Annotated in this window: 21 protein-coding genes and 1 tRNA gene; 10 read left to right on the top strand and 12 right to left on the bottom strand. The window is 66.2% G+C overall.

Annotated elements, in window-relative coordinates:
• Window positions 1–13: 13 nt before the first annotated feature.
• Entirely contained in the window at window positions 14–751 is a 738-nt protein-coding gene (locus tag NFE57_RS08890; protein ID WP_252135206.1) for an RNA methyltransferase, read from the top strand.
• A gap of 66 nt (window positions 752–817) precedes the next feature.
• Here NFE57_RS08890 and NFE57_RS08885 read toward each other — a convergent pair whose 3' ends face one another.
• Window positions 818–1,123, bottom strand: a complete 306-nt coding sequence (locus tag NFE57_RS08885; protein WP_252135205.1) for a chorismate mutase — start codon at window positions 1,121–1,123, stop codon at window positions 818–820.
• A gap of 176 nt (window positions 1,124–1,299) precedes the next feature.
• On the opposite strand from NFE57_RS08885, the gene rpsD reads away from it, so the two are divergent.
• The 3 genes from rpsD to NFE57_RS08870 all read left to right on the top strand — a co-directional run bounded on the left by rpsD (window position 1,300) and on the right by NFE57_RS08870 (window position 4,655).
• Window positions 1,300–1,914, top strand: coding sequence for a 30S ribosomal protein S4 (gene rpsD, locus NFE57_RS08880; RefSeq protein WP_252135204.1), 615 nt, complete (start codon window positions 1,300–1,302; stop codon window positions 1,912–1,914).
• 120 nt (window positions 1,915–2,034) lie between these two features.
• Entirely contained in the window at window positions 2,035–3,669 is a 1,635-nt protein-coding gene (locus NFE57_RS08875) for a M28 family metallopeptidase (protein ID WP_252135203.1), read from the top strand.
• Window positions 3,670–3,683: 14 nt separating this feature from the next.
• Window positions 3,684–4,655, top strand: a complete 972-nt coding sequence (locus NFE57_RS08870) for an agmatine deiminase family protein (protein ID WP_252135202.1) — start codon at window positions 3,684–3,686, stop codon at window positions 4,653–4,655.
• Between the two features lie 3 nt (window positions 4,656–4,658).
• Here the strand turns inward: NFE57_RS08870 and NFE57_RS08865 are convergent, their stop codons facing one another.
• Entirely contained in the window at window positions 4,659–5,204 is a 546-nt protein-coding gene (locus tag NFE57_RS08865; RefSeq protein ID WP_252135201.1) for a hypothetical protein, read from the bottom strand.
• Window positions 5,205–5,348: 144 nt separating this feature from the next.
• Here NFE57_RS08865 and NFE57_RS08860 point away from each other — a divergent pair, with 144 nt between their 5' ends.
• A complete protein-coding gene (locus tag NFE57_RS08860; RefSeq protein ID WP_252135200.1) occupies window positions 5,349–6,287 on the top strand; it encodes a cell wall hydrolase in 939 nt (312 codons plus the stop codon).
• A gap of 55 nt (window positions 6,288–6,342) precedes the next feature.
• The gene (aguB, locus tag NFE57_RS08855) at window positions 6,343–7,191 is read left to right on the top strand and encodes an N-carbamoylputrescine amidase (RefSeq protein ID WP_252135199.1); all 849 of its coding nucleotides are present in this window, start codon (window positions 6,343–6,345) and stop codon (window positions 7,189–7,191) included.
• A 40-nt stretch (window positions 7,192–7,231) separates the two neighbouring features.
• Here the strand turns inward: aguB and NFE57_RS08850 are convergent, their stop codons facing one another.
• Complete coding sequence (locus NFE57_RS08850; RefSeq protein ID WP_252135198.1) at window positions 7,232–8,071, bottom strand: DUF72 domain-containing protein; 840 nt, start codon at window positions 8,069–8,071, stop codon at window positions 7,232–7,234.
• 41 nt (window positions 8,072–8,112) lie between these two features.
• Here NFE57_RS08850 and NFE57_RS08845 point away from each other — a divergent pair, with 41 nt between their 5' ends.
• On the top strand, window positions 8,113–9,627 hold the full coding sequence (locus tag NFE57_RS08845; protein WP_382280091.1) for a UxaA family hydrolase: 1,515 nt from the start codon (window positions 8,113–8,115) through the stop codon (window positions 9,625–9,627).
• A 42-nt stretch (window positions 9,628–9,669) separates the two neighbouring features.
• On the opposite strand, the gene NFE57_RS08840 is transcribed toward NFE57_RS08845, so the two are convergent.
• A tRNA-Gly gene (locus NFE57_RS08840) sits at window positions 9,670–9,744 on the bottom strand.
• 175 nt (window positions 9,745–9,919) lie between these two features.
• Here NFE57_RS08840 and NFE57_RS08835 point away from each other — a divergent pair.
• Genes NFE57_RS08835 through NFE57_RS08825 form a run of 3 tightly spaced genes read left to right on the top strand, consistent with a single transcriptional unit; the run spans window position 9,920 to window position 11,615 of the window.
• Window positions 9,920–10,816, top strand: a complete 897-nt coding sequence (locus tag NFE57_RS08835; protein WP_252135249.1) for a tetratricopeptide repeat protein — start codon at window positions 9,920–9,922, stop codon at window positions 10,814–10,816.
• On the top strand, window positions 10,813–11,439 hold the full coding sequence (locus NFE57_RS08830) for an LON peptidase substrate-binding domain-containing protein (RefSeq protein ID WP_252135197.1): 627 nt from the start codon (window positions 10,813–10,815) through the stop codon (window positions 11,437–11,439). Before NFE57_RS08835 ends, NFE57_RS08830 begins: the two co-directional genes overlap by 4 nt.
• The gene (locus NFE57_RS08825; protein WP_252135196.1) at window positions 11,436–11,615 is read left to right on the top strand and encodes a Trm112 family protein; all 180 of its coding nucleotides are present in this window, start codon (window positions 11,436–11,438) and stop codon (window positions 11,613–11,615) included. The genes NFE57_RS08830 and NFE57_RS08825 overlap by 4 nt, the downstream gene beginning before the upstream one ends.
• A 147-nt stretch (window positions 11,616–11,762) precedes the next feature.
• Here the strand turns inward: NFE57_RS08825 and NFE57_RS08820 are convergent, their stop codons facing one another.
• From NFE57_RS08820 to NFE57_RS08785, 8 genes are all read right to left on the bottom strand, one after another.
• A complete protein-coding gene (locus NFE57_RS08820; RefSeq protein WP_252135195.1) occupies window positions 11,763–12,980 on the bottom strand; it encodes an NAD(P)/FAD-dependent oxidoreductase in 1,218 nt (405 codons plus the stop codon).
• A complete protein-coding gene (fghA, locus tag NFE57_RS08815; RefSeq protein ID WP_286207744.1) occupies window positions 12,977–13,816 on the bottom strand; it encodes an S-formylglutathione hydrolase in 840 nt (279 codons plus the stop codon). The genes NFE57_RS08820 and fghA overlap by 4 nt, the downstream gene beginning before the upstream one ends.
• Complete coding sequence (gene purU, locus NFE57_RS08810; protein WP_252135194.1) at window positions 13,813–14,676, bottom strand: formyltetrahydrofolate deformylase; 864 nt, start codon at window positions 14,674–14,676, stop codon at window positions 13,813–13,815. Before purU ends, fghA begins: the two co-directional genes overlap by 4 nt.
• On the bottom strand, window positions 14,676–15,056 hold the full coding sequence (locus tag NFE57_RS08805) for a VOC family protein (protein ID WP_252135193.1): 381 nt from the start codon (window positions 15,054–15,056) through the stop codon (window positions 14,676–14,678). The genes purU and NFE57_RS08805 overlap by 1 nt, the downstream gene beginning before the upstream one ends.
• A gap of 14 nt (window positions 15,057–15,070) precedes the next feature.
• The gene (locus tag NFE57_RS08800) at window positions 15,071–16,183 is read right to left on the bottom strand and encodes an S-(hydroxymethyl)glutathione dehydrogenase/class III alcohol dehydrogenase (protein ID WP_252135192.1); all 1,113 of its coding nucleotides are present in this window, start codon (window positions 16,181–16,183) and stop codon (window positions 15,071–15,073) included.
• Window positions 16,184–16,260: 77 nt separating this feature from the next.
• Complete coding sequence (locus tag NFE57_RS08795; RefSeq protein WP_252135191.1) at window positions 16,261–17,970, bottom strand: ShlB/FhaC/HecB family hemolysin secretion/activation protein; 1,710 nt, start codon at window positions 17,968–17,970, stop codon at window positions 16,261–16,263.
• A complete protein-coding gene (locus tag NFE57_RS08790) occupies window positions 17,967–24,590 on the bottom strand; it encodes an MBG domain-containing protein (protein WP_252135190.1) in 6,624 nt (2,207 codons plus the stop codon). Before NFE57_RS08790 ends, NFE57_RS08795 begins: the two co-directional genes overlap by 4 nt.
• A gap of 93 nt (window positions 24,591–24,683) precedes the next feature.
• Window positions 24,684–25,703 (bottom strand): helix-turn-helix transcriptional regulator, encoded by a 1,020-nt coding sequence (locus NFE57_RS08785; protein WP_252135189.1) that lies wholly within the window; start codon window positions 25,701–25,703, stop codon window positions 24,684–24,686.
• Window positions 25,704–25,729 lie beyond the last annotated feature (26 nt).

The raw sequence follows: 25,729 nt of genomic DNA, 5'->3' as shown, positions 1-25,729 counted from the left end.
GAAACGAGGGACCATGGCCGATCATCTTTCAGGCTCACCGCCCGTCATCGTGCTGGTGCGTCCGCAATTGGGCGAGAATATCGGCAAGGCGGCGCGTGCGATGCTCAACTTCGGGCTTTCCGAACTACGGCTTGTCGCCCCGCGCGACGGCTGGCCCAACCCATCCGCCGGGCCGGCCGCTTCCGGCGCCGATAGCGTGCTCGAACACGCGACGCTGTTCGCCAGCCTTGCCGATGCGGTCGCCGATTGCGCGCACGTCTACGCCACCACGGTGCGCAAGCGCGGTGTTACCAAGCCGGTGCTGACGCCGGAGGTCGCCGCGCGCGAGATCCATGGCGCGGTCGGCCGTTCGGCGATCGTGTTTGGCCCCGAGCGCTCGGGGCTCGCCAGCGACGATGTCGCGCTCGCCCGCACGATCGTCACGGTGCCGATCAATCCCGTTTTCGGGTCGCTCAACCTCGCGCAGGCGGTGATGGTCATCGCCTATGAATGGTCGAAGGGGGAGGCGCTGGTATCGCCGCCTGCCACCGATCTCGGCACGCCCGCGCCGCAGGATGAGTTCGAGGGGATGTATGGTCAACTCGAGACGATGCTGGTGAACGCCGGCTTCTTTCACCCGCCCGAGCGCAACGTGACGGTGCGTCGGACACTGCGGACCTTGCTCACCAAACCTGGCTGGACGAGCCAGGAAGTGCGCACGATGCGCGGCGTCCTCTCCGCGCTCGACGGCAAGAAGCGCCCGCGCGATTGAGTGCTATAGGGTGTTTCAGGAAGGCTGAAACAAAGGCGGCACCGCTTCCGCGTACGTGGAAAAGCCCTATCGCTTGTCGAATTCGTCGAATTCGTACGCGATCGAGGCTTCGACAAGCTGGTCCCACAAGGCCGCGATCGGTGCCTCGGGAATGCCCGCGGCGCGCGCGCTCGCGCGGGCATTGTCGATCACCTGGGCCTTGCGGATCTCGTCGCGCACCTGTCCGCGTTCGGGTTTGATCCGCGCGGCGGCGTCCATATAGGCGAAACGGCGTGCGATCAGCGCGATCAGTTCGCGATCGACCTGGTCGACGCCGGCGCGTACCTCGGCCATCGTTGTGCAGGCCGCGCCGGGAAGGATGATATTATTCATGAAGCCGCCTTTGCGCGCCCGCCGCGCGGCTGTCCAGCTTGACTCTGATCTCCCCTCCCGTTAGGCGCTCGCGCTTCGCAATTGGCCCCGCACCCCGGTGAAGCGGTGGCCCTGCCCGGATGTTTCCGGCGTAGGCGGTACCGGGAACAACGTTGTCAGCAATTGAGGAACGACACATGTCGAAGCGCAACAGCGCCAAGTATAAGCTCGACCGCCGGATGGGCGAAAACATCTGGGGTCGCCCGAAGAGCCCGGTCAACAAGCGCGAATACGGCCCCGGCCAGCACGGCCAGCGCCGCAAGGGCAAGGTATCCGATTACGGCATCCAGCTGCGCGCCAAGCAGAAGCTCAAGGGCTATTACGGCGACGTGACCGAAAAGCAGTTCCGGCGCGCCTATCAGGAAGCCGCGCGGATGAAGGGCGATACCGGCCTCAACCTGATCGGCCTGCTCGAGCAGCGGCTCGACATGATCGTCTATCGCGCCAAGTTCGCGCCGACGATCTTCGCCGCGCGCCAGCTCGTCAGCCATGGCCACGTCCGCGTCAATGGCGTCAAGTGCAACATCGCCTCGCGCCGCGTGGTGCCGGGTGATGAGGTCACCTTGGGCTCGAAGGCACAGGAAATGGCGCTGGTGCTCGAGGCACAGAGCCTCGCCGAGCGCGACATTCCCGATTATGTGGCCCCTGACGGCAACGCCAAGGTCACCTTCACGCGCGTGCCGTCGCTCGACGAAGTGCCCTATCCGGTGAAGATGGAACCGAATCTGGTCGTCGAATTCTATTCGCGCTGATCGATTTCGACATACCGACAAACGAAAGGGCGGTCCCGCGGGATCGCCCTTTTGCATTTGTGGACAAGCGCGTGGTGGCTGGTCACAGTGGCGCCCGATAACCCATCAAGGGGGAACATCATGCATCGATCCATCCTTGCCCTGCTCGCGCTCGCTGTTGCCACGCCAGTTGCGGCGCAAAGCGATCCCGTGCTCTCGGTCGAGACGGTCAAGACCGTCACCGAGACGCTGTCGTCGGACGCTTACGAAGGCCGCGCGCCGACTACGCCCGCCGAAGCCAGGACGACCGATTATATCGTCGCGCGCTTCAAGGCGGCGGGGCTGCAACCGGGCAATCACGGATCGTGGTTCCAGGACGTGCCGCTGGTCGAGATCACCGCGCGCGACGTGGCGCCGATCACGATCACCGGCGGCAAGGTGCCGCTCGCCTTTGCCTATCGCACCGATATGGTGATCGCGACCTATCGTGTCGTGCCGCGGATTACGGTTGCGAATAGCGACATCGTTTTCGTCGGTTATGGCATCAACGCGCCCGAGCGTGGCTGGAATGACTATGCCGGCGTCGACGTGAAGGGGAAGACCGTCGTCATCCTCGTCAACGATCCCGATTGGGAAACCGCCGGGAATGATGGCCCGTTCGATGGCCGCGCGATGACCTATTACGGCCGCTGGACGTACAAATATGAGGAAGCCGCGCGGCAGGGCGCCGCCGCGGCGATCATCGTCCACCAGACCGCGCCGGCCTCCTACGGCTGGAATGTCGTCCAGTCGTCGTGGACGGGGCCGCAGCTCGAACTCGCGGCCGAGGGCGATCACATGGATCAAAGCCAGGCGATCGGCTGGGTTCAGCTCGATGCGGCGAAACGGCTGTTCGCGAGCGCGGGCAAGGATTTCGATGCGCTCGCCGAAGCCGCGAAGCACAAGGGTTTCAAGGCAGTGCCGCTGGGGCTCAAGGCCAGCTTCGCGTTCGACAACAGCATTCGGCGGCAGGCGTCGAAGAACGTGATCGGGGTGCTGCCTGGCACGTTGCGGCCGCAGGAGACGGTATTCTACACCGCGCATTGGGACCATCTCGGGCGCTGCGATGCGGTCGATGGCGATGATATCTGCAACGGCGCGCTCGACAATGCGAGCGGCGTCGCCGGGATGATCGCGATCGCCGAGGCGCAGGCCAAGGCGGGGCCGGCGGCGCGCACGCTGGCGTTCATGGCGGTGACCGCCGAGGAATCGGGGCTGCTCGGATCGCGTTATTACGCCGAACATCCGATCTATCCGCTCGGGCTGACGGTGGGCGGCGTCAATATGGACGTGCTCAACGTCAACGGCAGGAGCCGTAATTTCGTCGTCACCGGCTATGGCAAATCCGATCTCGACGATCTGGTGCTGCCGCTGGCCGAGGCGCAGGGCCGCCGTGTCGAGCCCGAGGCGCATCCCGAGCGTGGCGGCTATTATCGATCGGATCATTTCAGTTTCGCCAAATTGGGCGTGCCGATGCTCGATGCGGGTAGCGGCGCCGATCTGGTCGAGGGCGGCGTGGCCGCGGGCGAAGCGGCGTCGAAGGACTATGGCGAGCATCGCTATCACCAGCCCGCCGACGAATATGATGCCAATTGGGACTGGTCGGGCGCGATCGACGACCTGACGATCTATTATCGGCTTGGCCGCGGCCTTGCGGACGGTAATAGCTGGCCCGAATGGAAGCCCGATGCCGAGTTCCGCACGATTCGCGAGGCGGCTCGCGCGGCGGTACAGTAACAGGAAGTTCGCCAATGGTACGCGTCTCGCCGCCCGCCGAATGGGCGCCGCACAAGGCCGTATGGATCGGTTTCCCGAGCCATGCCGATCTGTGGCTCGATGATCTCGCGCCGGCGCGCGAGGAAGTGGTCGCCTTTGCGCGCGCGGTGGATGCCGATGGCGCGGGCGAGACGGTGCTGCTCGTCGCTGCCGATGCCGAATCCGCCGCCGCCGCACGCAAGGCCGCGCCGTTCGCCGAGGTCGTGGTCGAGCCGTTCGGCGACATCTGGCTGCGTGATACCGCTCCGATCCTGCTGTCCGATGGCACCGCACGCGATTTTGCGTTCAACGGCTGGGGCGGCAAATACGATCTGCCGGGTGACGACGACATCGGCGAACGGCTTGCCGCGCGGCTGGGGATCACTACCGAAGCGTGCGGCTGGATTCTCGAGGGCGGGGCGATCGACGGCGACGGCACCGGGCTCGCGGTCACCACCGAGCAATGCCTGCTCAATCCCAATCGCAATGCCGGGCTCGGCAAGACCGATATCGAGGAGCGGCTCTACCACGATCTCGGCATGGTCGACGTGCTGTGGCTGGGCGATGGACTGCTCAACGATCATACCGACGGCCATGTCGACAATCTCGCACGCTTCGTGGGGCCGGCGCGGCTCGCGATCCCCGAGCCGACCGAAAACGATCCCAATTGGCAGGTGTATCAGCGCGCCGCGCAGCGCGCCGAGATGTTCGGCAGGGTCGACCTGGTGCGCCTGCCCTCGCCCGGACGGATCCTGCGCGACGATGAGATCGTGCCCGCGAGCTACATGAATTTCTATATCGGCAATGCCAGCGTCGTGGTGCCGCAATATGGCGCCGAGAACGACGCCGCCGCGGTCGCCGCGCTCGCGGAACTGTTCCCCACCCGCACAGTGGTGGGCCAGCGCGCCGATCACATCCTGACCGGGGGCGGCAGTTTCCACTGTATCAGCCAGCAGGTGCCCGCCTGACGCTCACAGATAGCGGAAGACCCAGTAGAAGCTGAGATCGAGCACGAGCAGCGCGATCAGCACGCGCTTGTGCGAAACGAGCATTAGCGCAGCGGCGACGGCATAAAAGAGCGCCGGGACGATGCCCTGCCGGATGTGGGTGAACATGCCGGGCACGATCGCCGCCATGCCGGCGATCATCGCCGCATTGGCCAGCGCCACCCCGCCGATCACCTGACGGCGATGCCTGAGAAACCAGTCGTCGAGATCGGGCCAGTCGGCGGGCCGGCGCGGAAAGACCAGCGACGCGGCGAGGAAATAGATCGAGGCGATGATCGCCGCGACCATCAGCGCGGCGAATCCGCCGGGGATGAGATCGTGCATCTCCCAGGCGTTGGACCAGAAGGAAATCAGATCGGTGGTGATCAGCAGCCCCAGCAGCGGCGTCAGCCAGCCGATGCGGACGTGCGCGCGCGCGCCGAGGACGCGGCTGAAGCCCGCCAGCATCTCGGCCAGCGAGAAACCCAGCAGCAGCCCGAACAGCGAGAAGACATAATCGAAGCCGTTCATCGGCCGCCCCTCCGGTCGCGCGACTTTCCGCCGACCGCGCGCGCACCGCAAGCGCGGGCGATTACGGAGCCGGCGGAGGGTTAAGCAGATGACAAGGGTTCGCGCTTATCGCTGCGACCGGGTTTTCCGCCCCCGAGCGAGGACATGGACACGCGCATCGCCTTCGGGCTCCTAACGCTGATCGCGGCTACCTCATGCGTGGCCACCGCGCCGCGCGAGCAGGTGGCGGCGGTGGCGATTCCGGTGCCACCGCCCGCCAAATCCAATCCCGTTGTGCCGCCGGGCCCATCCGAGGCATTGCTCGCGCATGTCGATGCGCCGAGCCTTGCCGACGCGGCGACGCTGGCGCCTGCACCCGCCTTTGTCGCGGCGGCGGGGGACGATGCCCGCCGCGCGCTCGATTGCCTGACGCAGGCGGTCTATTACGAGGCGCGCTCCGAATCGCTCGAAGGCCAGCAGGCGGTGGCACAGGTCGTGCTCAACCGCGTGCGCAATCCGGCTTTCCCCAACAGCGTGTGCGGCACCGTGTACGAAGGCTCGTCACGCAGCACCGGGTGCCAGTTCACCTTCACGTGCGACGGGTCGCTGGCCGCGCGGCGTGAGCCCGGTGCGTGGGAGAGTGCGCGCGCCGTGGCACAGGCGGCGCTGTCGGGCTTCGTCTATGCGCCCGTGGGATCGGCGACCTTCTATCACACCAACGCGGTCAATCCCGGTTGGGCGGCGCGTGTCACCAGCGTCGGCACGATCGGCGCCCACATCTTCTACCGCCTGCCCGGCGTATGGGGTGGGGCGCTCGCCTATCGCCAGCCTTATGGCGGGGTGGAACCCGGCGTCGCGCCGGGCACGCGCTTCGCCGAAAAGGCGACCGAGGCGCTGATCGAGGCGATCGAAGCGGGGGTGCGCGTCCATCGCGGCAGCGGCGGGGCGGCCGACGCTACGTCCGCAGGCGCCGCCATCACCGCAGCGACCGCGATCAAGCCGGTCGAACGCCAGTTCGGGGTCAATGTTCACCGCGGGCCTTCCGCCGCGGCCGTCCAGCATGGCGTGACCATCCATACGGGGGGCGCGCCGGACGAGGCCTGAACAACGCCGCCACAAACGGTTTCGATTTCCGCGCCGACCCTCTAGAGAGCGACGCATGACCGAGATCACCGTCGCTGCGCTCCAGCTCGCCTTTTCGACCGACACGTCCGCCAATATCGCCCGGGTGGGGGAGATGGTGCGCGAGGCCGCCGCCAGGCGCGCGCAGGTCGTGCTGCCGCCCGAATTGTTCGAAGGCGAGTATTTCTGTCGCGTCGAGGACGAGGGACTGTTCGCGCAGGCGCAACCGACCGCCCAGCATCCGTCGGTGCTGGCGATGCAGCGGCTTGCCGACGAACTCGGCATCTGGATTCCGACCAGCTTCTTCGAGGCCGATGGCCCGCATCACTACAACAGCCTCGCGATGATCGGGCCGGGCGGCACCATCGCGGGCGTCTATCGCAAGAGCCATATTCCTGACGGCCCCGGCTATGAGGAAAAATTCTATTTCCGCCCCGGCAACACCGGCTTCAAGGTGTGGGACGGGCCGGGCGCGACGCTTGGTGTCGGGGTATGCTGGGATCAATGGTATCCCGAGGCCGCCCGTGCGATGATGTTGATGGGCGCCGAAATCCTGTTCTACCCCACTGCGATCGGCAGCGAGCCGCACGATGAGGGGCTCGATACCGCGCGGCTGTGGCGCCGCGCGATGGTGGGCCATGCGGTATCGAACGTGGTGCCGATCGTGGCCGCGAACCGCGTCGGCACCGAGGGCGGCCAGACCTTCTACGGCACCAGCTTCATCGCCGACGAGCGCGGCGACATCCTTGCCGAGCTCGATCGCGAGGAGGAAGGCGTCATCACCGCGACGCTCGATCTCGATCGGGTCAAGCGCCACCGCGCCGCCTTCGGCTTCTTTCGCGACCGCCGCCCCGAGCTTTATGGGCGGCTGGTGCAGGATATCTGACGGGGCGGTCCCCAAGCTCCCTCATCCGTCCCGCCTTTTACTAACGCTTCACCCGCCCAATCAGCGCCTGCGCGGCGGCGGGCGCGCGGACCTTGGCGCCGTTGATGCAGAAGATGAAAGTCTCGCGTGGGCGCTTTTCGGGCGGTGCCTGTTCGACATAGGGCAGCCCCTCCGGCGCGGCGCCTTCGGCCCAGCAGCGCGCGGCCGCAGCCCAGCGATCGAGATCGGCGGGCGTGTAGCCCTCAGGTTCGGCCTCGACCGCGTCTTCGAGCCGGGCGTAGATGAAATCGGCGGTGACGTCGGCAATCGCGGGATAATCGTCCGATTGGGCGAAGACGATCGCGACGCCCGCCTTGCGCGCCATCGCCACGAAATCGGGCACCGCGAAACTCTCGTGTCGGACCTGGATCGCGTGGCGTAGCGCGACGCCCGCGTGCTTCGCCGGCAGCAGATCGATGAACGCCTGCATGTCTTGCGCCTCGAATTTCTTGGTCGCCATGAACTGCCACAGGATCGGGCCGAGCTTGTCGCCCAGCTCGACGATGCCCTGATCGACGAAGCGGGTGATCGATTCGTCCGCCTCGGCCAGTACCCTACGGTTGGTGCAATAGCGTGATCCCTTGACGGTGAAGACGAAGCCGTCGGGCGCTGCTTTGGCCCAGGCGGCGAAGCTTTCGGGCTTTTGCCGGCCATAATAGGTGCCGTTGATCTCGATCGCCGTCATCGCGCGACTGGCGAATTCGAGTTCCTTTTTCTGGACGAGCCCCTCGGGGTAGAACGTCCCGCGCCACGGTTCGTAGGTCCAGCCGCCGATTCCGATCCTGATCATCGGCGATGTATAGAACCGCGCGTGCGGGTTGTGGACCGAATTTGGCGTCATGCGCTGGTATCCGCGTTCGCGAGGCCGCATATCCGTGCGCGATGACGGTGCAAGTGGAGAAGGTGGTCATGGCGGCGATCGCGGCGGTTCTTATCGTGAACCCCGAGGACAATGTGGCGACGGCGTTGCGCGATTTAGGGGCGGGCGAGACGATCGATATTGGCGATACGCGCGTCACGCTGCGCGAGGCGGTGCCGCGCGGGCACAAACTGGCGTCGGTTGCGATTCCCAATGGTGCCCCGGTGATCAAGTTCGGCGCGTCGATCGGTCGGGCGACCGCCGATGTGGCGCGCGGTGCGCATGTCCATTCGCACAATATGGTGACGGGGCTGTCGGGCGATGCGCGCTTCGCCTTCACGGCCAACGCGCTGTCGCCGCGACCGACGGGCGCTGCACCGACCTTTCTTGGTTATGCACGGTCGGACGGCCGTGTCGGGACGCGCAACGAGATCTGGGTGATCCCGACGGTCGGTTGCGTGGCGCGGACCGCCGAGCGGATCGCTGCGGCGGGTGCGCGGCGCTTCGGCGAGCAGGTCGATGGCATTCACGCCTTTGGCCATCCACACGGTTGTTCGCAGCTTGGCAATGATCTCGAGAGCACGCGCGCGATTCTGGCGGCGCTCGCCTGTCATCCCAATGCCGGCGGCGTGCTGCTGGTCGGGCTGGGGTGCGAATCCAACCAGTTGCGCGACCTGCTGGCGTTGATTCCGCCTGATCTGCGTGACCGGATCGAAACGATCAGCGCGCAGGCCGAGCAGGACGAGACCGAAGCAGGGCTGGCCGCGCTTGAACGGCTGGTTGTTCGCGCGCAGGCGACGCGCACCGAGCAACCGCTCGCCAAATTGGTGTTGGGGGTGAAGTGCGGTGGCTCGGACGGCCTGTCGGGGCTGACCGCCAATCCGCTGGTGGGACGTATCGCGAACCGGGTGGCCGATGCGGGCGGGGCGGTGATCCAGACCGAAATTCCCGAGATTTTCGGGGCCGAGCAAGCCTTGGTCGGGCGTGCGGTCGATCAGTCGACCTTCGATGCCGCACTGGGGCTGATCAACCGGTTCAAGGAGTATTTCAGGGCCCATGGCGAGCCGATTTCGGAAAATCCCTCACCCGGCAATATCGCCGGCGGCCTGACGACGCTCGAGGAAAAATCGCTCGGCGCGGTCCAGAAAAGCGGCCGCGTGCCGCTGGCCGATGTCATCGGCTATGGCGAGCGCCAGTCGCAGGCCGGGCTGACCTTGCTCGAAGCGCCAGGCAACGACGCGGTGTCGTCGACCGCGCTGGCTGCGGCGGGCGCGACGCTGATCCTGTTCACGACCGGTCGCGGCACGCCGCTGGGTTTTCCCGTGCCGACGATGAAGATTGCCAGCAATGATGCGTTGAGCGCAGCCAAACCCAATTGGATCGATTTCAATGCGGGGCAAGTGCTGCGCGACGGTTTCGACACAGCGGAGGAAGCCTTGCTCGCGCACGTCATTCGGGTTGCGTCGGGCGAGGCTTGCGCGACTGAACGCAATGACGAGCGCGCGATCGCGATCTGGCGTCGGGGGGTCACGCTGTGACACCGCCGCCGGCGGTCAAACTTTCGATCGGTATCGAAAATCTGGAGCGGGCGAAGGGATTCGAACCCTCGACCCCAACCTTGGCAAGGTTGTGCTCTACCCCTGAGCTACGCCCGCTCTGGCGCCGGTCCGCAAGGAAGTGGACCCGGGTAAGGCGGCGGCCCTAGCATCGGTGCGGGGGGTGGGCAAGCCCCGATGTGCGCGTTGCCGAAATAGGGTTGGCTATGCGCGCGTCCGCCCCACATAAGGGCCGGACTGACGAACAAGGGAGTAGATCTTGGCGACACTCGGCATGAGCCCACAGGAAAAGGAAGCCGTCGAAGCGTTCCGGCGCGACGTTGTCGAGCCGTCGATGACGAAGGTGGTGATCGTCGATTTCTGGGCCGAATGGTGCGGGCCGTGCAAGGCGCTCGGCCCCGTGCTCGACAAGGTCGCGGCCGATTATGCCGATAAGGGCGTCGTGCTGGTCAAGGTCGATACCGACAAGAACCAGTTCATCGCCGCGCAATTCCAGATCAAGTCGATCCCGACCGTCTATGCGATGTTCCAGGGCCAGCTCGTCGCGGATCTGACGCAGGCGCGCACCGAATCACAATTGAAGACGATGCTCGACCAGATTTTGCGGCAATTGCCGATCGAGAGCGTCGAATCGCAGGCCGAAGCCGAACTCGAGCCGCTGATCGCGATGGGCGAGCAGGTGCTGGGCGAGGGCGATGCCGCCCGCGCACTTTCGGTGTTCGATCAGCTTGCCGCGATGGCGCCCGAGCATCCCGCGGTCGCCTCGGGCCGTATCCGCGCGCTGGTCGCGCTCGATCGTGATGGCGAGGCCGAGGCAGCGATCGCAGCGCTGCCCGAAGCGCTTGCCGCGCTGCCCGAGATCGAGCGTGCCAAGGCTGCGCTCGCGCTCAAGCAGGGCGCCGAGCCGGTCGCCGATCTTGCCGGTCTCGCCGCCGAGGTCGCGGCGAACCCGGACGATCTCGACGCGCGCTACCGGCTTGCCGGCGGGCAGATGGCGGCGGGCGATCGCGACGGCGCGGCGGACAATCTGCTCGGCATCATCGCCGCCGAACGCGATTGGAACGAGGGCGCCGCGCGCGATCGGCTGCTCAAATTGTTCGAGGTCACCGGGCTCGAAGACCCCTGGGTCTCGGCGCAGCGACGGCGGCTGTCGGCCATCCTGTTCGGATGACTGTGGCGCGGCTCTCGATCTTCCCGCTGCCGGGAACGGTGCTGTTTCCGGGGATGCACCTGCCGCTCCATATCTTCGAGCCGCGCTATCAGGCGATGGTCTCCGATGCGATGGCGCGCGATCGCCGGATCGGGATGATCCAGCCGCGTCCCGGCACGCAACGCCGCGATGGCGAGCCGGCATTGTTCGATCTGGGCTGCGTCGGGCGGATCACCGAGGTCGAGGCGCTTGACGAGGGCCGGTACAATCTTGTCCTGCAAGGGGTGGCGCTGTTCCGGATCGTCCGCGAACTCGCCGTGACCACGCCGTTCCGGCAGGTCGAGGCCGAGCTGATCCCGGCCGTAACCGAGGTCGAAATCCTCGCACTGGGCCAGCGTGCCGCGCTCGAGCTCGAATCGCGCCGCTTCGCCGATGCGCAAGGCTATGCGGTCGATTGGGACGCGGTCGGACGGCTCGATGACGAGGCGCTGGTCAACGGCATCGCGCAGATCGCACCGTTCGATGTTGCCGCCAAACAGGCGCTGCTCGAATCGCCCGATCTCGCCGCACGCGCCGAGTTGACGATCCAGTTGATGCACTTCTTTGGCCGCCACGATGGCGACGACCGGGTGACGCTGCAATGAGCGCGCCGCTCGATCCGTGGCTGCTGTCGATCCTCGTCTGCCCCGCGACGCGCTCGGCACTGCGCCATGATGCGGCGCGCGATGAACTGGTGTCGGACGAAGCGGGGCTCGCTTACCCGATTCGCGATGGCGTGCCGGTGCTGCTGATCGAGGAAGCGCGCGCGATCGAGCACTGAACGTTCAATATGCCCGGTTCGTGCTGAGCTTGTCGCACCCTCCTTCTGGCGGTGTCGTGGGGAGAAAGAACGGCCCTTCGACAGGCTCAGGGCGAACGGGCGTGAGGGGATTGTGGTTTTCGGCCCAATCGAACATTGAGCGTGCGCTCAGGCGAGTTCCTTGAGTGGCACTGCCGGGTCGGCAAGCGCGTGCGGGTCGGGTGCTGCCCCGGCTTCGACCAGTTTGCGGCCCTGGACGTAATCCTTGACCATGTTGACGCAGTCGAGCGCGATCACGTGGCCGTCGCGCAGATAGATCACCGAGAAGCGTCGCGTTGCCGGGTCGCCGCGGACGATCGCCCGATCGTGGCCGATGGCGAGGCCCACGGTTTGCAGCCTGAGATCATATTGGTTCGACCAGAACCATGGCACCGCCGCATACGTCGTTGATTCTCCCACGATCGTCCGCGCGACGACATTGGCCATGTCGTTGGCGTTCTGCGCCGATTCGAGCCGGATCTGCGCGCCGCCCGCAAAGACATTGGCATGGAGCGCGCAATCGCCGATCGCGAACACGTCGGGCAGACTGGTGCGGCACTGCGCGTCGACCGCGACACCGTTGCCGCCCGCAGCCCCCGCGCCGATCAGCGGCGCCACCGCAGGGTCGATCCCGATCCCGATGATGACCATATCAGCGGGCAATAGCGTGCCGTCGGCGAGCCGGACGCCGCTGACGCGTGCATCGCCATCGAGGCGGTCGACCGTAACGCCCAGCCGCAGATCGACGCCGTGCGCGCGGTGTTCGGCGGCGTAGAAATCGGAGAGCGCGGCGCCCGCGACGCGCGCGAGCACGCGGTCCTGCGCTTCGAGCACGGTGACCTGCTTGCCGAATTTGGTCAGCACCGCCGCCGCTTCGAGCCCGATATAGCCCGCGCCGATCACGACGATGCGGGCGGCATCCGGCAATTCGGCGACAAGCCGGTCGACATCGGCGCGCGCGCGGATCGCGTGGACCCCGCCCAGATGATGGCCGGGGCAGGACAGTCGCCGCGGTGCACCGCCGGTTGCCCAGACGAGCGTGCCGTAGCCGATCGTGGCGCCATCGTCGGTCGTCACCGTGGCGGCGCCCGGATCGACCGCCACGACGCGATGCCCGGTCAGCATCACTACCTCGCGCTCGGCCCAGAACGCGGGCGGGCGGATCAGCAGGCGCTCGAATGCCTTGTCGCCCGCCAGATAATCCTTCGACAGCGGCGGGCGTTCATAGGGCAACTCGGGCTCGTCGCCGATCATCGCGATGCTGCCGGCAAAGCCGTTCTGGCGCAGCGCGATCGCCGTCTGCGCGCCGCCATGGCCCGCGCCGACGATCACGACGTCATAGGTCATGCGGCAAGCCGCCTGGCATGCCACGCGACATGATCGGGCATGAAGGTCGAGATGAAATAATAGCTGTGGTCGTAACCCGGCTGAATCCTGAGCGTGAGATCGATCCCTGCCGCAGTGCACGCCTGTTCGAGCAATTGGGGCTTGAGCTGATCGGTCAGGAAGGTGTCGGCGCCGCCCTGATCGACCAGAAGCGCGGGCACGCGCGCGCCATCCTCGATCAGCGCGCAGGCATCATAAGCGCGCCACGCGGTGCGATCGTCACCCAGATAGCCCGCCAGCGCCTTCTCGCCCCAAGGGCAGTGCGACGGCGCGGCGATCGGCGCGAAGGCCGAAACGCTGCGAAACCGCGTCGGGTTGCGCAGGCCGATGGTCAGCGCACCGTGCCCGCCCATCGAATGGCCAGTGATCGCCTGACGATCGGGGTCGATCGGGAAATGGGCGCCGACGAGCGCGGGCAGTTCGTCCTCGATATAGGATTTCATCTGGAAATGGGCCGCCCAGCGCGGTGCGGTCGCATCGACGTAGAAGCCCGCACCCTGCCCGAAATCATAAGCGTCGTCGTTGGGAACGTCGTCACCGCGCGGGCTGGTGTCGGGGGCGATGAAGACGATGCCGTGTTCGGCGCAGGCGGCGCGATACTCGCCTTTCTCGGTGACATTGGCATGGGTGCAGGTGAGCCCCGAGAGATACCAGAGTACCGGCAGCCGCGCGCCGGGCGCGTGCGGGGGCACGAACACCGAGAAGGTCATCGGCGTGCCGGTGGCCGCCGACTGGTGACGATAGACGCCCTGCACCCCGCCGAAGGCCTTGTTCTCCGAAACCGTTTCGATCGTCATCTGAACACCACTGTCCTGCGTTGGTTGAGAAAAACGCGCCGTTCGCCGAGTGCGCCCACCGCGCGTGCGAGAACCTGCGCTTCGATATCGCGCCCCGTACGGATCATCGCCTCGACCGAGGCACGATGATCGACGCGTTCGACCGCCTGTTCGATGATCGGCCCCTCGTCGAGGTCGCCGGTCACGAAATGCGCGGTCGCGCCGATCAGCTTCACCCCGCGCTCGTGCGCGCGGTGATAGGGTTTGGCGCCCTTGAAGCCGGGCAGGAAGCTGTGATGGATGTTGATGCAGCGCCCCGCCAGCCGTTCGGTCATCGCCGCCGACAGCACCTGCATATAGCGCGCGAGCACGAGGTAATCGGCCTGCGTCTCCGCCATCAGTGCGGCGATCGCTGCCTCCTGCTCGGCGCGGTTGGCGTCGGTCACCGGCAGATGATGGAACGCGATGCCATGCCATTCGGTGAGCGCGCGCAGCGCGTCGTGATTGCCCACCACGCCCGCAATCTCGATCGACAGCGCGTTCGATTGGCGGCGATGGAGCAGATCGGCAAGGCAATGCGAACCCTTCGAGACCGCGATGATCGCGCGCGGCTTCACCGCGGCGTCGATCAGCGCCCAATCGAGCGCGAACCGTTCGGCAACGGGGGCGAAGGCTGCTTCGAGGGCTTCGGTGTCGGCGGGGAAGCGCGCGCCGCCGGCCTGGAAAACGACGCGCATGAAGAAGCGTCCCGTCTCCAGATCGGCATATTGCTGGCTGTCGGTGATGAAGCCGTCACGATCGCTGAGGAAGCCGCTGACTCCCGCAACGATGCCGACGCGATCCTCGCACGTAAGTGTGAGGATCCAGCGATATGGTTCCATCACGCCATCCGGTGCGCGGCGCACAGCTTGTTGCCCGCCGGGTCGCGCAGATAGGCGAGGTACAGCTTGCCGAACCCGCCTTCGCGGATTCCGGGCGGATTTTCGCACGTCGTGCCGCCATTGGCGACGCCCGCGGCGTGCCAGGCATCGGCCTCCGCCGGCGAGGCCGCGGCAAAGCCGATCGTGCCGCCATTGGCATGGCAGGCGGGCTCGCCGTTGATCGGGGCGGTGATCATGAACAGACCGCCGTTATGGGCATAGACGACGCGGCCGTTGCCGTCGCTCGTTCCGGGTTTCGCGCCGAGCGCGCCGAGGATCGCATCGTAGAATTTTGTCGACGCCGCGACATCGTTGGCGCCCACCATCACGTGGCTGAACATTGCGTCTTTTCCCTTCAGTAAACGACGACCGAGCGGATGCTTTCGCCGGCGTGCATCAGCTCGAATCCCTTGTTGATCTCGTCGAGACTGAGCACATGGGTAATCATCGGATCGATCTCGATGCGGCCGTTCATGTACCAATCGACGATCTTGGGCACATCGGTGCGGCCCTTGGCGCCGCCAAATGCGGTGCCGCGCCAGTTGCGCCCGGTGACGAGCTGGAACGGGCGCGTCGCGATTTCCTTGCCCGCCTCGGCGACGCCGATGATGATGCTCGTGCCCCAGCCGCGATGGCAACATTCGAGTGCTTGGCGCATAACGTCCGTGTTGCCGGTACAATCGAAACTGTAATCCGCACCGCCGTCCGTGAGTTGCTGGACTGCGAAAATGATCTCGTTGCCGCTCTTGCCGCGCGCGTCGATAAAGTCGGTCATGCCGAACTTGCGGCCCCATTCCTCGCGGTCGGGGTTGATATCGACGCCGACGATCACGCTGGCGCCGGCCATCCGCGCGCCCTGCAGCACGTTGAGGCCGATCCCGCCGAGCCCGAAGACGACGACAGTCTCGCCTACCTGCACCTTGGCGGTGTGGACCACGGCGCCGACCCCGGTGGTGACGCCGCAGCCGATGTAGCAGCTCGTCTTGAAGGGGGCGTCCTCGCGGATTTTCGCCACCGCGATTTCGGGCAGAACGGTGAAGTTCGAGAAGGTCGAACAGCCCATGTAGTGGAAGATCGGCTGGCCCTTGTACGAGAAGCGCGTCGTGCCGTCGGGCATCAGCCCCTTGCCCTGCGTGGCGCGGATCGCGGTGCACAAATTGGTCTTGCCCGACAGGCACGATTTACACTGGCGGCATTCGGGGGTGTAGAGCGGGATCACGTGATCGCCCGGCACGACCGAGGTCACGCCCGCGCCCACCTCGCGCACGATACCGGCGCCTTCATGCCCCAGCACGCTCGGGAACAACCCTTCGCTGTCCAGTCCGTCGAGCGTATAGGCGTCGGTGTGGCAGATCCCCGTCGCCATGATCTCGATCAGAACCTCGCCCGCCTTGGGGCCTTCGAGGTCGAGCTCGACGATCTCGAGCGGTTGTTTGGCTTCGAACGCAACCGCGGCACGTGTTTTCATGTCATCGTCCTTTCGTGTCCACCTTCCCCTATCACAAGCGCAGGCGCTTTGGTCGAGAGGGCACGAGACGATGGTGGTCAATAAGCGAACGACACGCTGGCGTGGACGCGCCAGTCGCCGGCCTCGGTATAGGCGGCGGTCTTGAACGCCCGGCCGGCTTCGAGCCGCGCGGCGAGGTGGCGGCCGAGCCGATAGCTGGCGCCGGCACCGGCCGCGGCGAGGTGCGCCTCGGCATGGGTCACACGTTGCCGGGCATAGCCGGCGTCGAAGAACAGATACGGGCTGAGCGCATCGGCGATCGCCGAATCGCGCACCAGTGCCACCCCCGGCGCGTTGAGCGTGTTGCGCACGACGAGCCCCGAATCGAATGCGCCGTCGTCGAGCGTGTAGCCGCGCACCAGGCTGGTGCCGCCGAGCCCGATCTGCTCGGTATCGGGCAGTGCACGGTTGGCGAGGCGGCCGATGATCTCGGTGCCGAGGCCAAAGCCCCGGCCCAGCCGGATCGTCCCGGCATAGCGCAGGTCGAGATAGACGTAATCGGCGTGCGTGACGCGGCCGTCGGTATAGGCGAACAGCGTCGTGCGATCGTTGGCGCCGCCGATCGCGCCGGGGTTGAGGTGGACGGTGGCCGACGCGCTATAGCTGCCGAGGCTGGTGGTGCCGACTTTCTCGATGCCGCCATAAAGTTGGACGATGTCAGCCGTCGCGCCGATGATCGACGCCCCGCCGAACCGTACCGATCGCCGCGCGTGGCGTGCCTCGACGCCGACACGCAGATCGCCGATCGCGCCTGCGCCGACGCGCCAGCCGATCGCGGCTTCGCCGATCCGCTGGCGGACCACGAAGGGGCCGTTGTCCTGATTGATCGCGACATGATCGAGCGTGATCTCGATCGCTTGCCGCGCCGCGATGCCAAGATCGGCGATCGCGGCATGGCTGACATAGCCCGGATGCGCACCATCGAACACATCGTCCGACGCGGTGAATTGATAGGCGAACACGGCATCGGGGGCGCTTGCGAACGGAGCGGCCTGAACCCCGGCGAACAGCCGCGTCCGCCCGGTCGAGGCAGCACCGTTGTTGGTGGCCCCGGCATAGATGCGCCACGGCCTGGTCTCCGCGAGCGCGAGCGTCAGGTCCGACCGGCCGAGCGCGTCGCCCGGCGAGAACAGCGCCCGGGCATCGCGGAACGGGTTGCGGTTGAGCCAGTCGAGATCCTCGGTGAGCGCGGTGGCGTCGATCGGCGCGCCGGTTTGCTGGCGCACGCGGCCGAGAACATAGGCTTCGCTTTCATTGCGCGCGCCGGTGGTGGCGATCGTGCCCGCGCTGAATTCGACCACGCGGACCTGAAGGACACCCGACGTCACTTCCTGCTCGGGCGTCGAGAGCGCGACGAACGGATAACCCTGCGCACGATAGTGGCGCGCGATCGCCGCCTCGATCTCGCCGATCAGCCGACGCGACAGCGGCTGGCCCAGATAGGCGCCCAGCATGGCGCGCGCGTGCGGCGTATCGAGCCGCGCGACTCGGCTGGTATCGACACCCGTGGCAGGCGCCGTCAGCGCGGGATCCTCGGCGCTGAGCACGGCGATTCCCGCGAGCGCTGGCCCGATCGGGGTCGCATCCTGCTCGGCGGGCAGGGCATTGGGCACCGCCAGTGCCTGTCCTTCGGCCATCGGGGCGGGCGGCAGGTTGCGCTCAACCACCTGTGCTTTGGCCGCGAGCGGGGCAAGCAGCAGCGCGGACGAGGCGATCAGCGCGGCGCGGGCGATCAGCGGGGCGCTCACCGGGCCACCGCCGCAAACAGGATCGTTCCGCCGGCGTCGATATTGGCCGGGTACGGCGTCAGGCATGGTTCGGTGGCGCAGGGTTGCGGCGGTGGGGGTGGGGATGGTGCCGCCTCGGGTGGGGCGAACAACGCACGCTCGAACGGCAGCCCGGTTTCGATCAGCACCGGCTCGATGGTCAGCGTTCCGGGGGTGAAGGTAACCGCATAATTGGCCGAGGCCGAAAGGCTGCCTTGCCCGATCGCATAATCTCCCGGCGTTTCGCCCGCCGCGCGGGCAAGCCCGCCGCTGAGCGTGTCGCCATTGGCAAGACCCTCGCCACCGACCACATAGGTCAGCGCGGGATCGCGTGTATTCCAGCGTTTCGCTTGATCCTCGGCGGTGATCGCGATCGGTCTGGGGTTGATCACCAACACGCCCGGGACGAAGGTGAGCGCGTAATTGGCCGATGCCGCGAGCGTGCCGATATCGATCGCGTAATCGCCTATGCCAGACTGCGTGGCGGCGGCGGTCGCCAGCGTGCCTGTCAGCGTGTCGCCATTGGCAAGCCCGAGGCCGCCGATGGCGTAGGTCAGCGCCGGATTGGCATTACCGTAGATTCGCGCGAGCGGGTCGGCGCTGACGGTGATCGCGCGGCGGGTGACCGTCCAGCTCCCACCGATCCGCGTGTCGACGACATAATTGGGGTTGGTGAGGTTACCCGCGACGCCGAGCGCATAATCGCCGACAGTCGTGGTGCCGGTGATCGCGAAGTTGCTCGACAGGCCGGTCAACACCGAGACATCATCGAAGCTGGCAAGGTTGGACGCCGCCAGCCCGGGGTTGACCGCAGCATTGCCATAGATCGAGCTGCCGCCGAGCGCGGTGACGTGGATATGGCGTGGCGTGATCGTCAGCGTTCCGGGTGTGAAGCCGAGCGCATAATTGGCCGATGCGGCCAGCGTGCCCTGAGCGATGTCATACGCGCCTACCCCCGACGCGAGCTCTGCCGGTGTGGCGAGCGCGCCCGACAGCGTGTCGCCGTTGACCAGATTACCGCTGGTGATCGTATAGGTCAGCGCTGGATTTGCGTCGCCATAGACCCGTGTCGCATCGTCGGCGGCAAGCGACAGCGCACGGCGCATCACCGTCCAATTGCCGTCGCTCCGCGTGTCGATGACGTAATTGGCGTTGGTGAGGGTGCCCGCAACGGCCAACGCATAGTCCCCCGCATCGGTGGTCGCGGTGACGGCGAAATTGTTCGACAGGCCGGTCAATGCCGAGACGGTGTCGAAGCTGGCGAGATTGGTCGCCGACAGGCCGGGATTGATGCCGCCATCGCCATAGACCGAATTGCCGCCGCGCGCGATGACGTGGATGTGGCGTGGCGTGATCGTCAGCGTGCCCGGTGTGAAGGCGAGCGCGTAATTGGCCGATACGGCAAGCGTGCCGATGTCGATGGCGTAATCGCCGACGCCGGACTGCAGGTCGGCGGTCGTGGTCATTGCCCCGCTCAGTACGTCGCCATTGACCAACGTGCCGCTGGTGATCGCGTAGGTCAGTGCCGGATTGGCGTCGCCATAGACCCGCGACCGGTCATCGGCGGCGACAGCAAGCGCGCGCGGCGTGACCGTCAGCACGCCATCATTATAGGCAACGACGTAATTGGACAGATCGATACCGCTCGCCCCCGAAACGGCGATCGCATAGCGGCCAACGTTGGCGCGGCCATCCGCCCCGGCGCTTGCCAGCGTGACTCCCGCAATGCTGTCTCCACCGGCAAGGCCGCTGACCGTGAAGCCGGTCGTGCCGAGATCGATGGCGTCGCCATAGCTCGTGGTCCGGTCGTTCGCGGTGATCGTCAGCACCGCAGGCGTGATCGACAAGGTGCCCGGCGTGAACGCCAGCGCATAATTCGCCGATGCCGCGAGCGTGCCGATGTCGATCGCGTAATCGCCGATCGCGGAGCCGGCCATGGCGGTCGTCGTCAACGCCCCCGACAGCGTGTCGCCGTTGACCAGATTGCCGCCGGTGACCGTGTAGGTCAGCGCCGGGTTTGCCACGCCGTAGAGGCGCGACTGGTTGTTGGCGGCGACGGTGATCGGGCGCGCGGTAACGCTCCAGCTTCCGCTGGTGCGCGTGCTCAGGACGTAATTCGGGTTGGTGAGTGTGCCGATGACGTCGAGCCCATAGGTACCCACGCTTGTCGTCCCGGTGATGCCGAAGCTGTTCGACAGGCCGGTCAACGCTGCTGCGGTATCGAAACTCGCCAGATTGCTCGCCGACAAACCGGGGTTGGCCCCGCCGTTGCCGTAGATCGAGCTGCCGCCGAGTGCGGTTACGTCGATCGGACGCGCGGTGACCGCCAGGGTGCCATCGACATAGGAGATGGCGTAATTGGCGAGCCCGTTGCCGGTCGCGCCCGATGCGGCGACGGTATAGGTGCCGACGGATGCCTGGGCGGCCGCGCCAGGGCTCGTCAGGACGGTGCCGGTTACGGTATCGGTGTTGACGAGGCCGCTGGCCGTGAACCCGGTCGTGCCGAGGGCGAGCAGGTCGCCATAGGTTTTGGTTCCGTCGCTCGCGGTGATCGTCAGCGTCCGCGGATCGACGCGCCAGGCGCCATCGATCCTGTTATCGATGATATAATTGGCGGTGCCAAGCGTCCCGGCTACGCTCAGCGTATAATCGCCCACTCCGGTCGCGCCGCTGATCCCGAAACCGTTCGACAGGCCGGTAAGCGCCGATATGGTGTCGAAGCTCGCCAGATTGGTCGCGGTCAGTCCGGGGTTGGCGGGGCTTTCGCCATAGGTCGATGAACCGCCGACTGCGGTCACATCGATATGGCGCGGGGTAATGGTGAGCATGCCGTTGCGATAGACGATCCGGGATGCGCCGCCGCCGGTCCGGCTTGCCGCGGCGCCGGCGCCGGTGATCGCATAACTTCCCACATCGCTGGCCGCTCCCGCGCTGGTGGCGAGTGCCGGATCGATGGTCAGGCTGTTCCAGGGGGCGGTGCCGACGATCGTATACGCGCCGGTGAAATCGGGATTGGCGTCGCCATAGACGCGGGTGGCATCGTCGATCACCACCCCGACCACGCCCGAGACACCATAGAGTTCGGGATAATAGGTCGCATCGGGCGGTGCCCAGATCATGTCGAAATCCCAGCCCGCGAAGGTCGAGAGGGTGTGCATCTCGGCCGTGGTTTTGCCGTCGCCGCCATAGCTCAACGTCTGCCCGCTGGTATTGATATTCCAATAGCTGTTGGTGGTGCTGGCGCTGCCGCCAGAAGCGTTGCCGATCAGGCCGCCCGCCGTGCCGGTAGTCGGCCCTGTGAGGATTACCGCGCCCGTGGCATAGGTGTTGGTGACCGAGTTGTAATTCCAGCCGATCAGCCCGCCGGCGTTGCTCGTCGGCATGCCAGCGCGGGGGATGCCCGTCACCGCGCCGGTGGCATAGGCATTGCTGACCGGGCCGTAATTCACCCCCACCAGCCCGCCGATGAAGCTGGAGCCCGATACCGACGCGCGTGAGAAGGCGCCCGAGATCGTGCCGTTATTATATCCCGCCAGTCCGCCGATATTGAAGCTTGAGGTGGTTGCCGAATTGGCGCCCGTCACCCTACCCGTGGTATAGACGCCGGTCAGGGTCGCGGCGCTTGTCCCGGCGAGGCCACCCACATTGTCGGCGCCCGTGACAGCGATATTCTCCAACCCGATATCGGTGATCCGGCTGATAGCGCCAAGGGCGCCGAACAGGCCGACAATGGCCTGGTCGGGTCGGTTGATCGTCAGATCGGCGACGATATGCCCTCGGCCATCGAGCGAGCCTGTGAAGGGTGTCGTGGAATCACCGATCGGCGAAAAGCCGGTGCCGGCCCACATCCCTGAGGGATTGGTGACAAAATCGCCGGTTTGCGACGCGTCGATGTTGCCGCCGAGCGTGTAATCGGCGGCAAGCACCATCGCCATCAGTTGGAGTTGGTGCGCATTGGTGATCGTATTGGACCATTCGGCGCGTAGGAACGGGCGCGTCGATCCGTCGACCATGAACCAGCTATTGGTGAAATCTAACCCGGTATAGCTGGCCTGTTTGAATGCGTTCGCGGTCGACAGGCCGGTCGCGGTGCAGGTGCCTGTATTTGCGCCGCACGCTGCCGATTGCCCGGTTGTCCCGATGTCGTAATAACTGCCGTTGGCCGTGCCCCAATTGAGCCCGATCAGGCCTCCGAACTGAGTGCCACTTGTGACCGGGCCCGTGGCGTAACTGTTGCTGATCGTACCTTCATTATGCCCGACGAGGCCGCCGGCACTATATGCTGCGGCCGAAGCGGCGCCCGTGGCGTAGCTGTTGCTGATGATCGAGGTAACAGCCGCCAGTCCAACCAGTCCGCCAGCGCCGGCGTCGGTCGATGCGCCGCCGGTAGCGTAACTGTTGCTGATCGTACCTTCATTCTGCCCGACGAGGCCGCCGGCATTATATGCTGCGGCCGAAGCGGCGCCCGTGGCGTAGCTGTTGCTGATGATCGAGGTAACAACCGCCAGTCCAACCAGTCCGCCAGCGCCGGCGTCGGTCGATGCGCCGCCGGTAGCGTAACTGTTGCTGATCGTACCGCTATTCTGCCCGACGAGGCCGCCGGCTATCGTTGCTGTGGCCGAAGCAGCACCAGTAGCGTAACTGTTGCTGATCGTCCCGACGTTGATCCCCGCAAGCCCGCCGACAGCGTAGCCGGTGCCGGTGACTGTGCCGGTAGCGTAGCTGCCATTGATCACGCCGCCCCCGATGACACCCAACGGTGTATTTATGCCGACCAGCCCGCCGATGCGGTGCGTCCCCGAAACTGCCGCGGTCGAGAAGCTGTCCGTGATCCGACCAGTATTTTGTCCGACGAGGCCGCCGATATAATAATCGGCGCCCGAGACCGTGCCGGTGACATAGCTGTCGTCGATCGTCCCGAACGAGCTGCCCGCCAATCCCCCAACGAATTTGAGGCCAAGCATGCTGACCCCGACGATCCCCACGTCGCGAAGGCGGGCGCCCAAGCCGGCAAAGCCAAACAGGCCGACATACGCCGAGGTTGACCGGTTGATCGTCAGCGACGAAATGACATGGCCCAAGCCGGTGAAGGCACCGTTGAACTGCGTGACATCGCTTCCCACCGGCGCAAACCCTTTGCCGCCGTTCCACCCCGCGGTCGCCGTCGCGTCGATATCGTTGCCGAGCGCGTAATGGCCGGCGAGATCGTTCTGCATCGCCTGAAGCTGGTCGACGTCATGGATCAGCGTGTAATCGACGCCGTTGATCGCCAGCGCGGCGCCGGCGCCTGAAAGCGTAATCGGCGCGTTGAGATCGAGCGCGCCGCCATAAAGCATCGTCAGCTTGGCGGCCGCGCCGGTGGCGGTGATCGCAGCATTGACGGTAAGGTTGTTGACGGCGTCGAGCGTCAGATGGCCGTCCCCGCGCCAACTGATCGGCGCGGCAACGGTGATGTTGCCCTGATCTCCGCCCGGATCATTGGTCAGCACGACCTTGACGCCGGCGCCGGACAGCGCCGTCTCGATCGTAGTCGCCATCGCCGCATCGATCGTCAGATCGATCGGATCGAGCAGCCAGGTGCCGCCCACGCCGGGGTCAACCCGCGCGGCGCCCACCGCCAGCCGTACGCCCGATGTCTCGATGAATCCGCCCGCGCCGGTGGCGATCGATACGCCATCGCCGATCGTCGTGCTGCCCGTATCGGCCGATCCGATCCACACCGCTGCACCCGGGCCGGACGCGGTGATGTCGGTGCCCGCCACGTCGATCGTCCCGCCGGTGCCTGCGGTCAGGAAAATACGGCCTGCCTCGGTCGCCACCCCGGTTGCCTTGACGATGCCGCGCGTATTGCCGGCGAGCGCGTAGATGCTGCCGCCGTTGGCGCGCAGTTCCGCGGTAACAGCGGCGATGGCGCCCGATTGGGTGACGCTGCTGCCCGCGCCACCGATGAGCACGCCGAACCGCCCGTTGCCCACGCTGCGATCGGCGAGCAGCACCTCATGCCCGGCGAGCAGCGCTGCCGTGCCGCCGCTGGCGATGCTGCCCCGATTGGCGACGTTATAGGCCGCGAGCACGACATCGCCGCCGAGCGCGCCGATATGGCCGAGGTTGATCACCGATGCGCGCGACGAACCGGCCAGCGTCAGATCGCCGCCGTTCAGGAACGTCGCGTTGCTGGTGTCGAGTGTCGAGGCGACGAACGATCCGCCGACATCGACCACGCCCTGCTCGCCAATGATGACGCCATTGGGATTGAGCAGGTAAACCGATCCGCTCGCGCTGAGCAGCCCGTCGATCGATGAGACGCTGCTGCCGGTCACGCGGTTGAGCGTCGCGCCGGTGCCGTTATCGAAGGTTACCGCCCCGCCCGCGCCGATCGAAAAACCGGCCCAGTCGATGATTGCCTTGTCCGAGCCCTGCCGGATCATGAGGGCACCGCCGTCGCTGGCGCCGATGGTCGCCTGCCCCGCGACCACCGCACCGCCGGTCGGCATTGTGGTCTGCGCGTGCGCGGGTATCGCGGCCAAGGTACCGGTCATCGCGGTACACACCAGCAGCCAGTGCTTCGGGCTGATCTTCAGCCGCGCTTGATGTCGCATCATTCCCTGCCTTCCCCGTGGCCGCGACCGTTGTGCGGTGCTGGCCTCCTGCCTGGAGATCGCTGGGCGATCGTCCCGCATTGCCCCGGGTGGAGTTTACATCAGCGCAGGTTGCGTATCGTCTCCGATTCTTTGACCACGCGTCTCATTGGCGGTGGCGCGCCATTCGCCGGGCGATATCCCGAAATGTGCCCTGAACGCGCGGGTGAACGACGCCGCACCGCCATAGCCTGACAGGCGCGCGATCTGTTCGATTGCCCAATGGCGCCCCACCAGCATCGTACACGCCTTTTCAAGCCGAATGTCGCGCACCAACTGGCCGATCGACGAGCCGTTCGCGGCGAACACGCGATAGAGATGCGCGCGTGAGCACCCGAGTGCGGTGGCGATGGTCGTCGCGGTGAGATCGGGATCGGCATAGCGCAAGTCGATATAATGCCGTGCAGCAGCAAACAGCGCGCCGTGGGCGGCGTTGTGGTCCACCTCGATCGATATGCCGTGCACCTCACGAATACACGCAAGCGCCAGTTGCGCGCCGACATCGAGTGCCACCGCTACATCGTCGGCGCTCAGTGCCTCGCTTCGGGTCATCAGCAGCCGCAGGTGCGCTTCGAGGAAGGGCGCGAGCCTGGCGGTCGCCAATCTGCGAATCGCGCCGCCCCCCGCTATCGGATCGCCGCCGGCCGCCTCGACCACCAGCCGGCGCGGGAGCGACAGATAGGCATGGGCATGGTCGCTTGTGCCGGTGGCGGTTACCGCCGCACGCTTGTGGTCGAGCATGATCAGACCGCTGTCAGGGGTGATCCGTGTCGCGCTGTCATGGCCGTGCCGGATATCGACGACGCCCGCGGTCGTAAGGCTGACGAGCACGAGATCGAGGCTGTGGCAGCCACCGAAGCGCGCGCGTGTATTCGCGCTTACCGAATGGCCGAACCGGATGCCCTCGTCGGAGGTGGCGGTGAGCAGGCTCGCGCGGTAATCGGTTTGCGACGGATCGATCAGGCTCATATCGAGCCCGTCGTGCACAGCGCTCCAGAAGGCGAATCGCTGGTTGGCTGGCACAACGCTGGTATCGATGCGCTGGAAACCCTTTGCCGGTATCCACCCCCTGCTCATCGTCGACTCCCCTCACTTGTTGAAGC

It is taken from the genome of Hephaestia sp. MAHUQ-44, assembly GCF_023806085.1.
GTDB lineage: Bacteria > Pseudomonadota > Alphaproteobacteria > Sphingomonadales > Sphingomonadaceae > Sphingomonas.
Note: the sequence above shows the minus strand (reverse complement) of the source record. Positions and strands in the feature narration are given on the sequence as shown.

Bases quoted from the DNA above. Each gene is read 5' to 3' on its own strand.
- NFE57_RS08890 (WP_252135206.1), top strand. From the start codon at position 14: ATGGCCGATCATCTTTCAGGCTCACCGCCCGTCATCGTGCTGGTGCGT.
- NFE57_RS08885 (WP_252135205.1), bottom strand. From the start codon at position 1,123: ATGAATAATATCATCCTTCCCGGCGCGGCCTGCACAACGATGGCCGAG.
- rpsD (WP_252135204.1), top strand. From the start codon at position 1,300: ATGTCGAAGCGCAACAGCGCCAAGTATAAGCTCGACCGCCGGATGGGC.
- NFE57_RS08875 (WP_252135203.1), top strand. From the start codon at position 2,035: ATGCATCGATCCATCCTTGCCCTGCTCGCGCTCGCTGTTGCCACGCCA.
- NFE57_RS08870 (WP_252135202.1), top strand. From the start codon at position 3,684: ATGGTACGCGTCTCGCCGCCCGCCGAATGGGCGCCGCACAAGGCCGTA.
- NFE57_RS08865 (WP_252135201.1), bottom strand. From the start codon at position 5,204: ATGAACGGCTTCGATTATGTCTTCTCGCTGTTCGGGCTGCTGCTGGGT.
- NFE57_RS08860 (WP_252135200.1), top strand. From the start codon at position 5,349: ATGGACACGCGCATCGCCTTCGGGCTCCTAACGCTGATCGCGGCTACC.
- aguB (WP_252135199.1), top strand. From the start codon at position 6,343: ATGACCGAGATCACCGTCGCTGCGCTCCAGCTCGCCTTTTCGACCGAC.
- NFE57_RS08850 (WP_252135198.1), bottom strand. From the start codon at position 8,071: ATGACGCCAAATTCGGTCCACAACCCGCACGCGCGGTTCTATACATCG.
- NFE57_RS08845 (WP_382280091.1), top strand. From the start codon at position 8,113: ATGACGGTGCAAGTGGAGAAGGTGGTCATGGCGGCGATCGCGGCGGTT.
- NFE57_RS08835 (WP_252135249.1), top strand. From the start codon at position 9,920: ATGAGCCCACAGGAAAAGGAAGCCGTCGAAGCGTTCCGGCGCGACGTT.
- NFE57_RS08830 (WP_252135197.1), top strand. From the start codon at position 10,813: ATGACTGTGGCGCGGCTCTCGATCTTCCCGCTGCCGGGAACGGTGCTG.
- NFE57_RS08825 (WP_252135196.1), top strand. From the start codon at position 11,436: ATGAGCGCGCCGCTCGATCCGTGGCTGCTGTCGATCCTCGTCTGCCCC.
- NFE57_RS08820 (WP_252135195.1), bottom strand. From the start codon at position 12,980: ATGACCTATGACGTCGTGATCGTCGGCGCGGGCCATGGCGGCGCGCAG.
- fghA (WP_286207744.1), bottom strand. From the start codon at position 13,816: ATGACGATCGAAACGGTTTCGGAGAACAAGGCCTTCGGCGGGGTGCAG.
- purU (WP_252135194.1), bottom strand. From the start codon at position 14,676: ATGGAACCATATCGCTGGATCCTCACACTTACGTGCGAGGATCGCGTC.
- NFE57_RS08805 (WP_252135193.1), bottom strand. From the start codon at position 15,056: ATGTTCAGCCACGTGATGGTGGGCGCCAACGATGTCGCGGCGTCGACA.
- NFE57_RS08800 (WP_252135192.1), bottom strand. From the start codon at position 16,183: ATGAAAACACGTGCCGCGGTTGCGTTCGAAGCCAAACAACCGCTCGAG.
- NFE57_RS08790 (WP_252135190.1), bottom strand. From the start codon at position 24,590: ATGATGCGACATCAAGCGCGGCTGAAGATCAGCCCGAAGCACTGGCTG.
- NFE57_RS08785 (WP_252135189.1), bottom strand. From the start codon at position 25,703: ATGAGCAGGGGGTGGATACCGGCAAAGGGTTTCCAGCGCATCGATACC.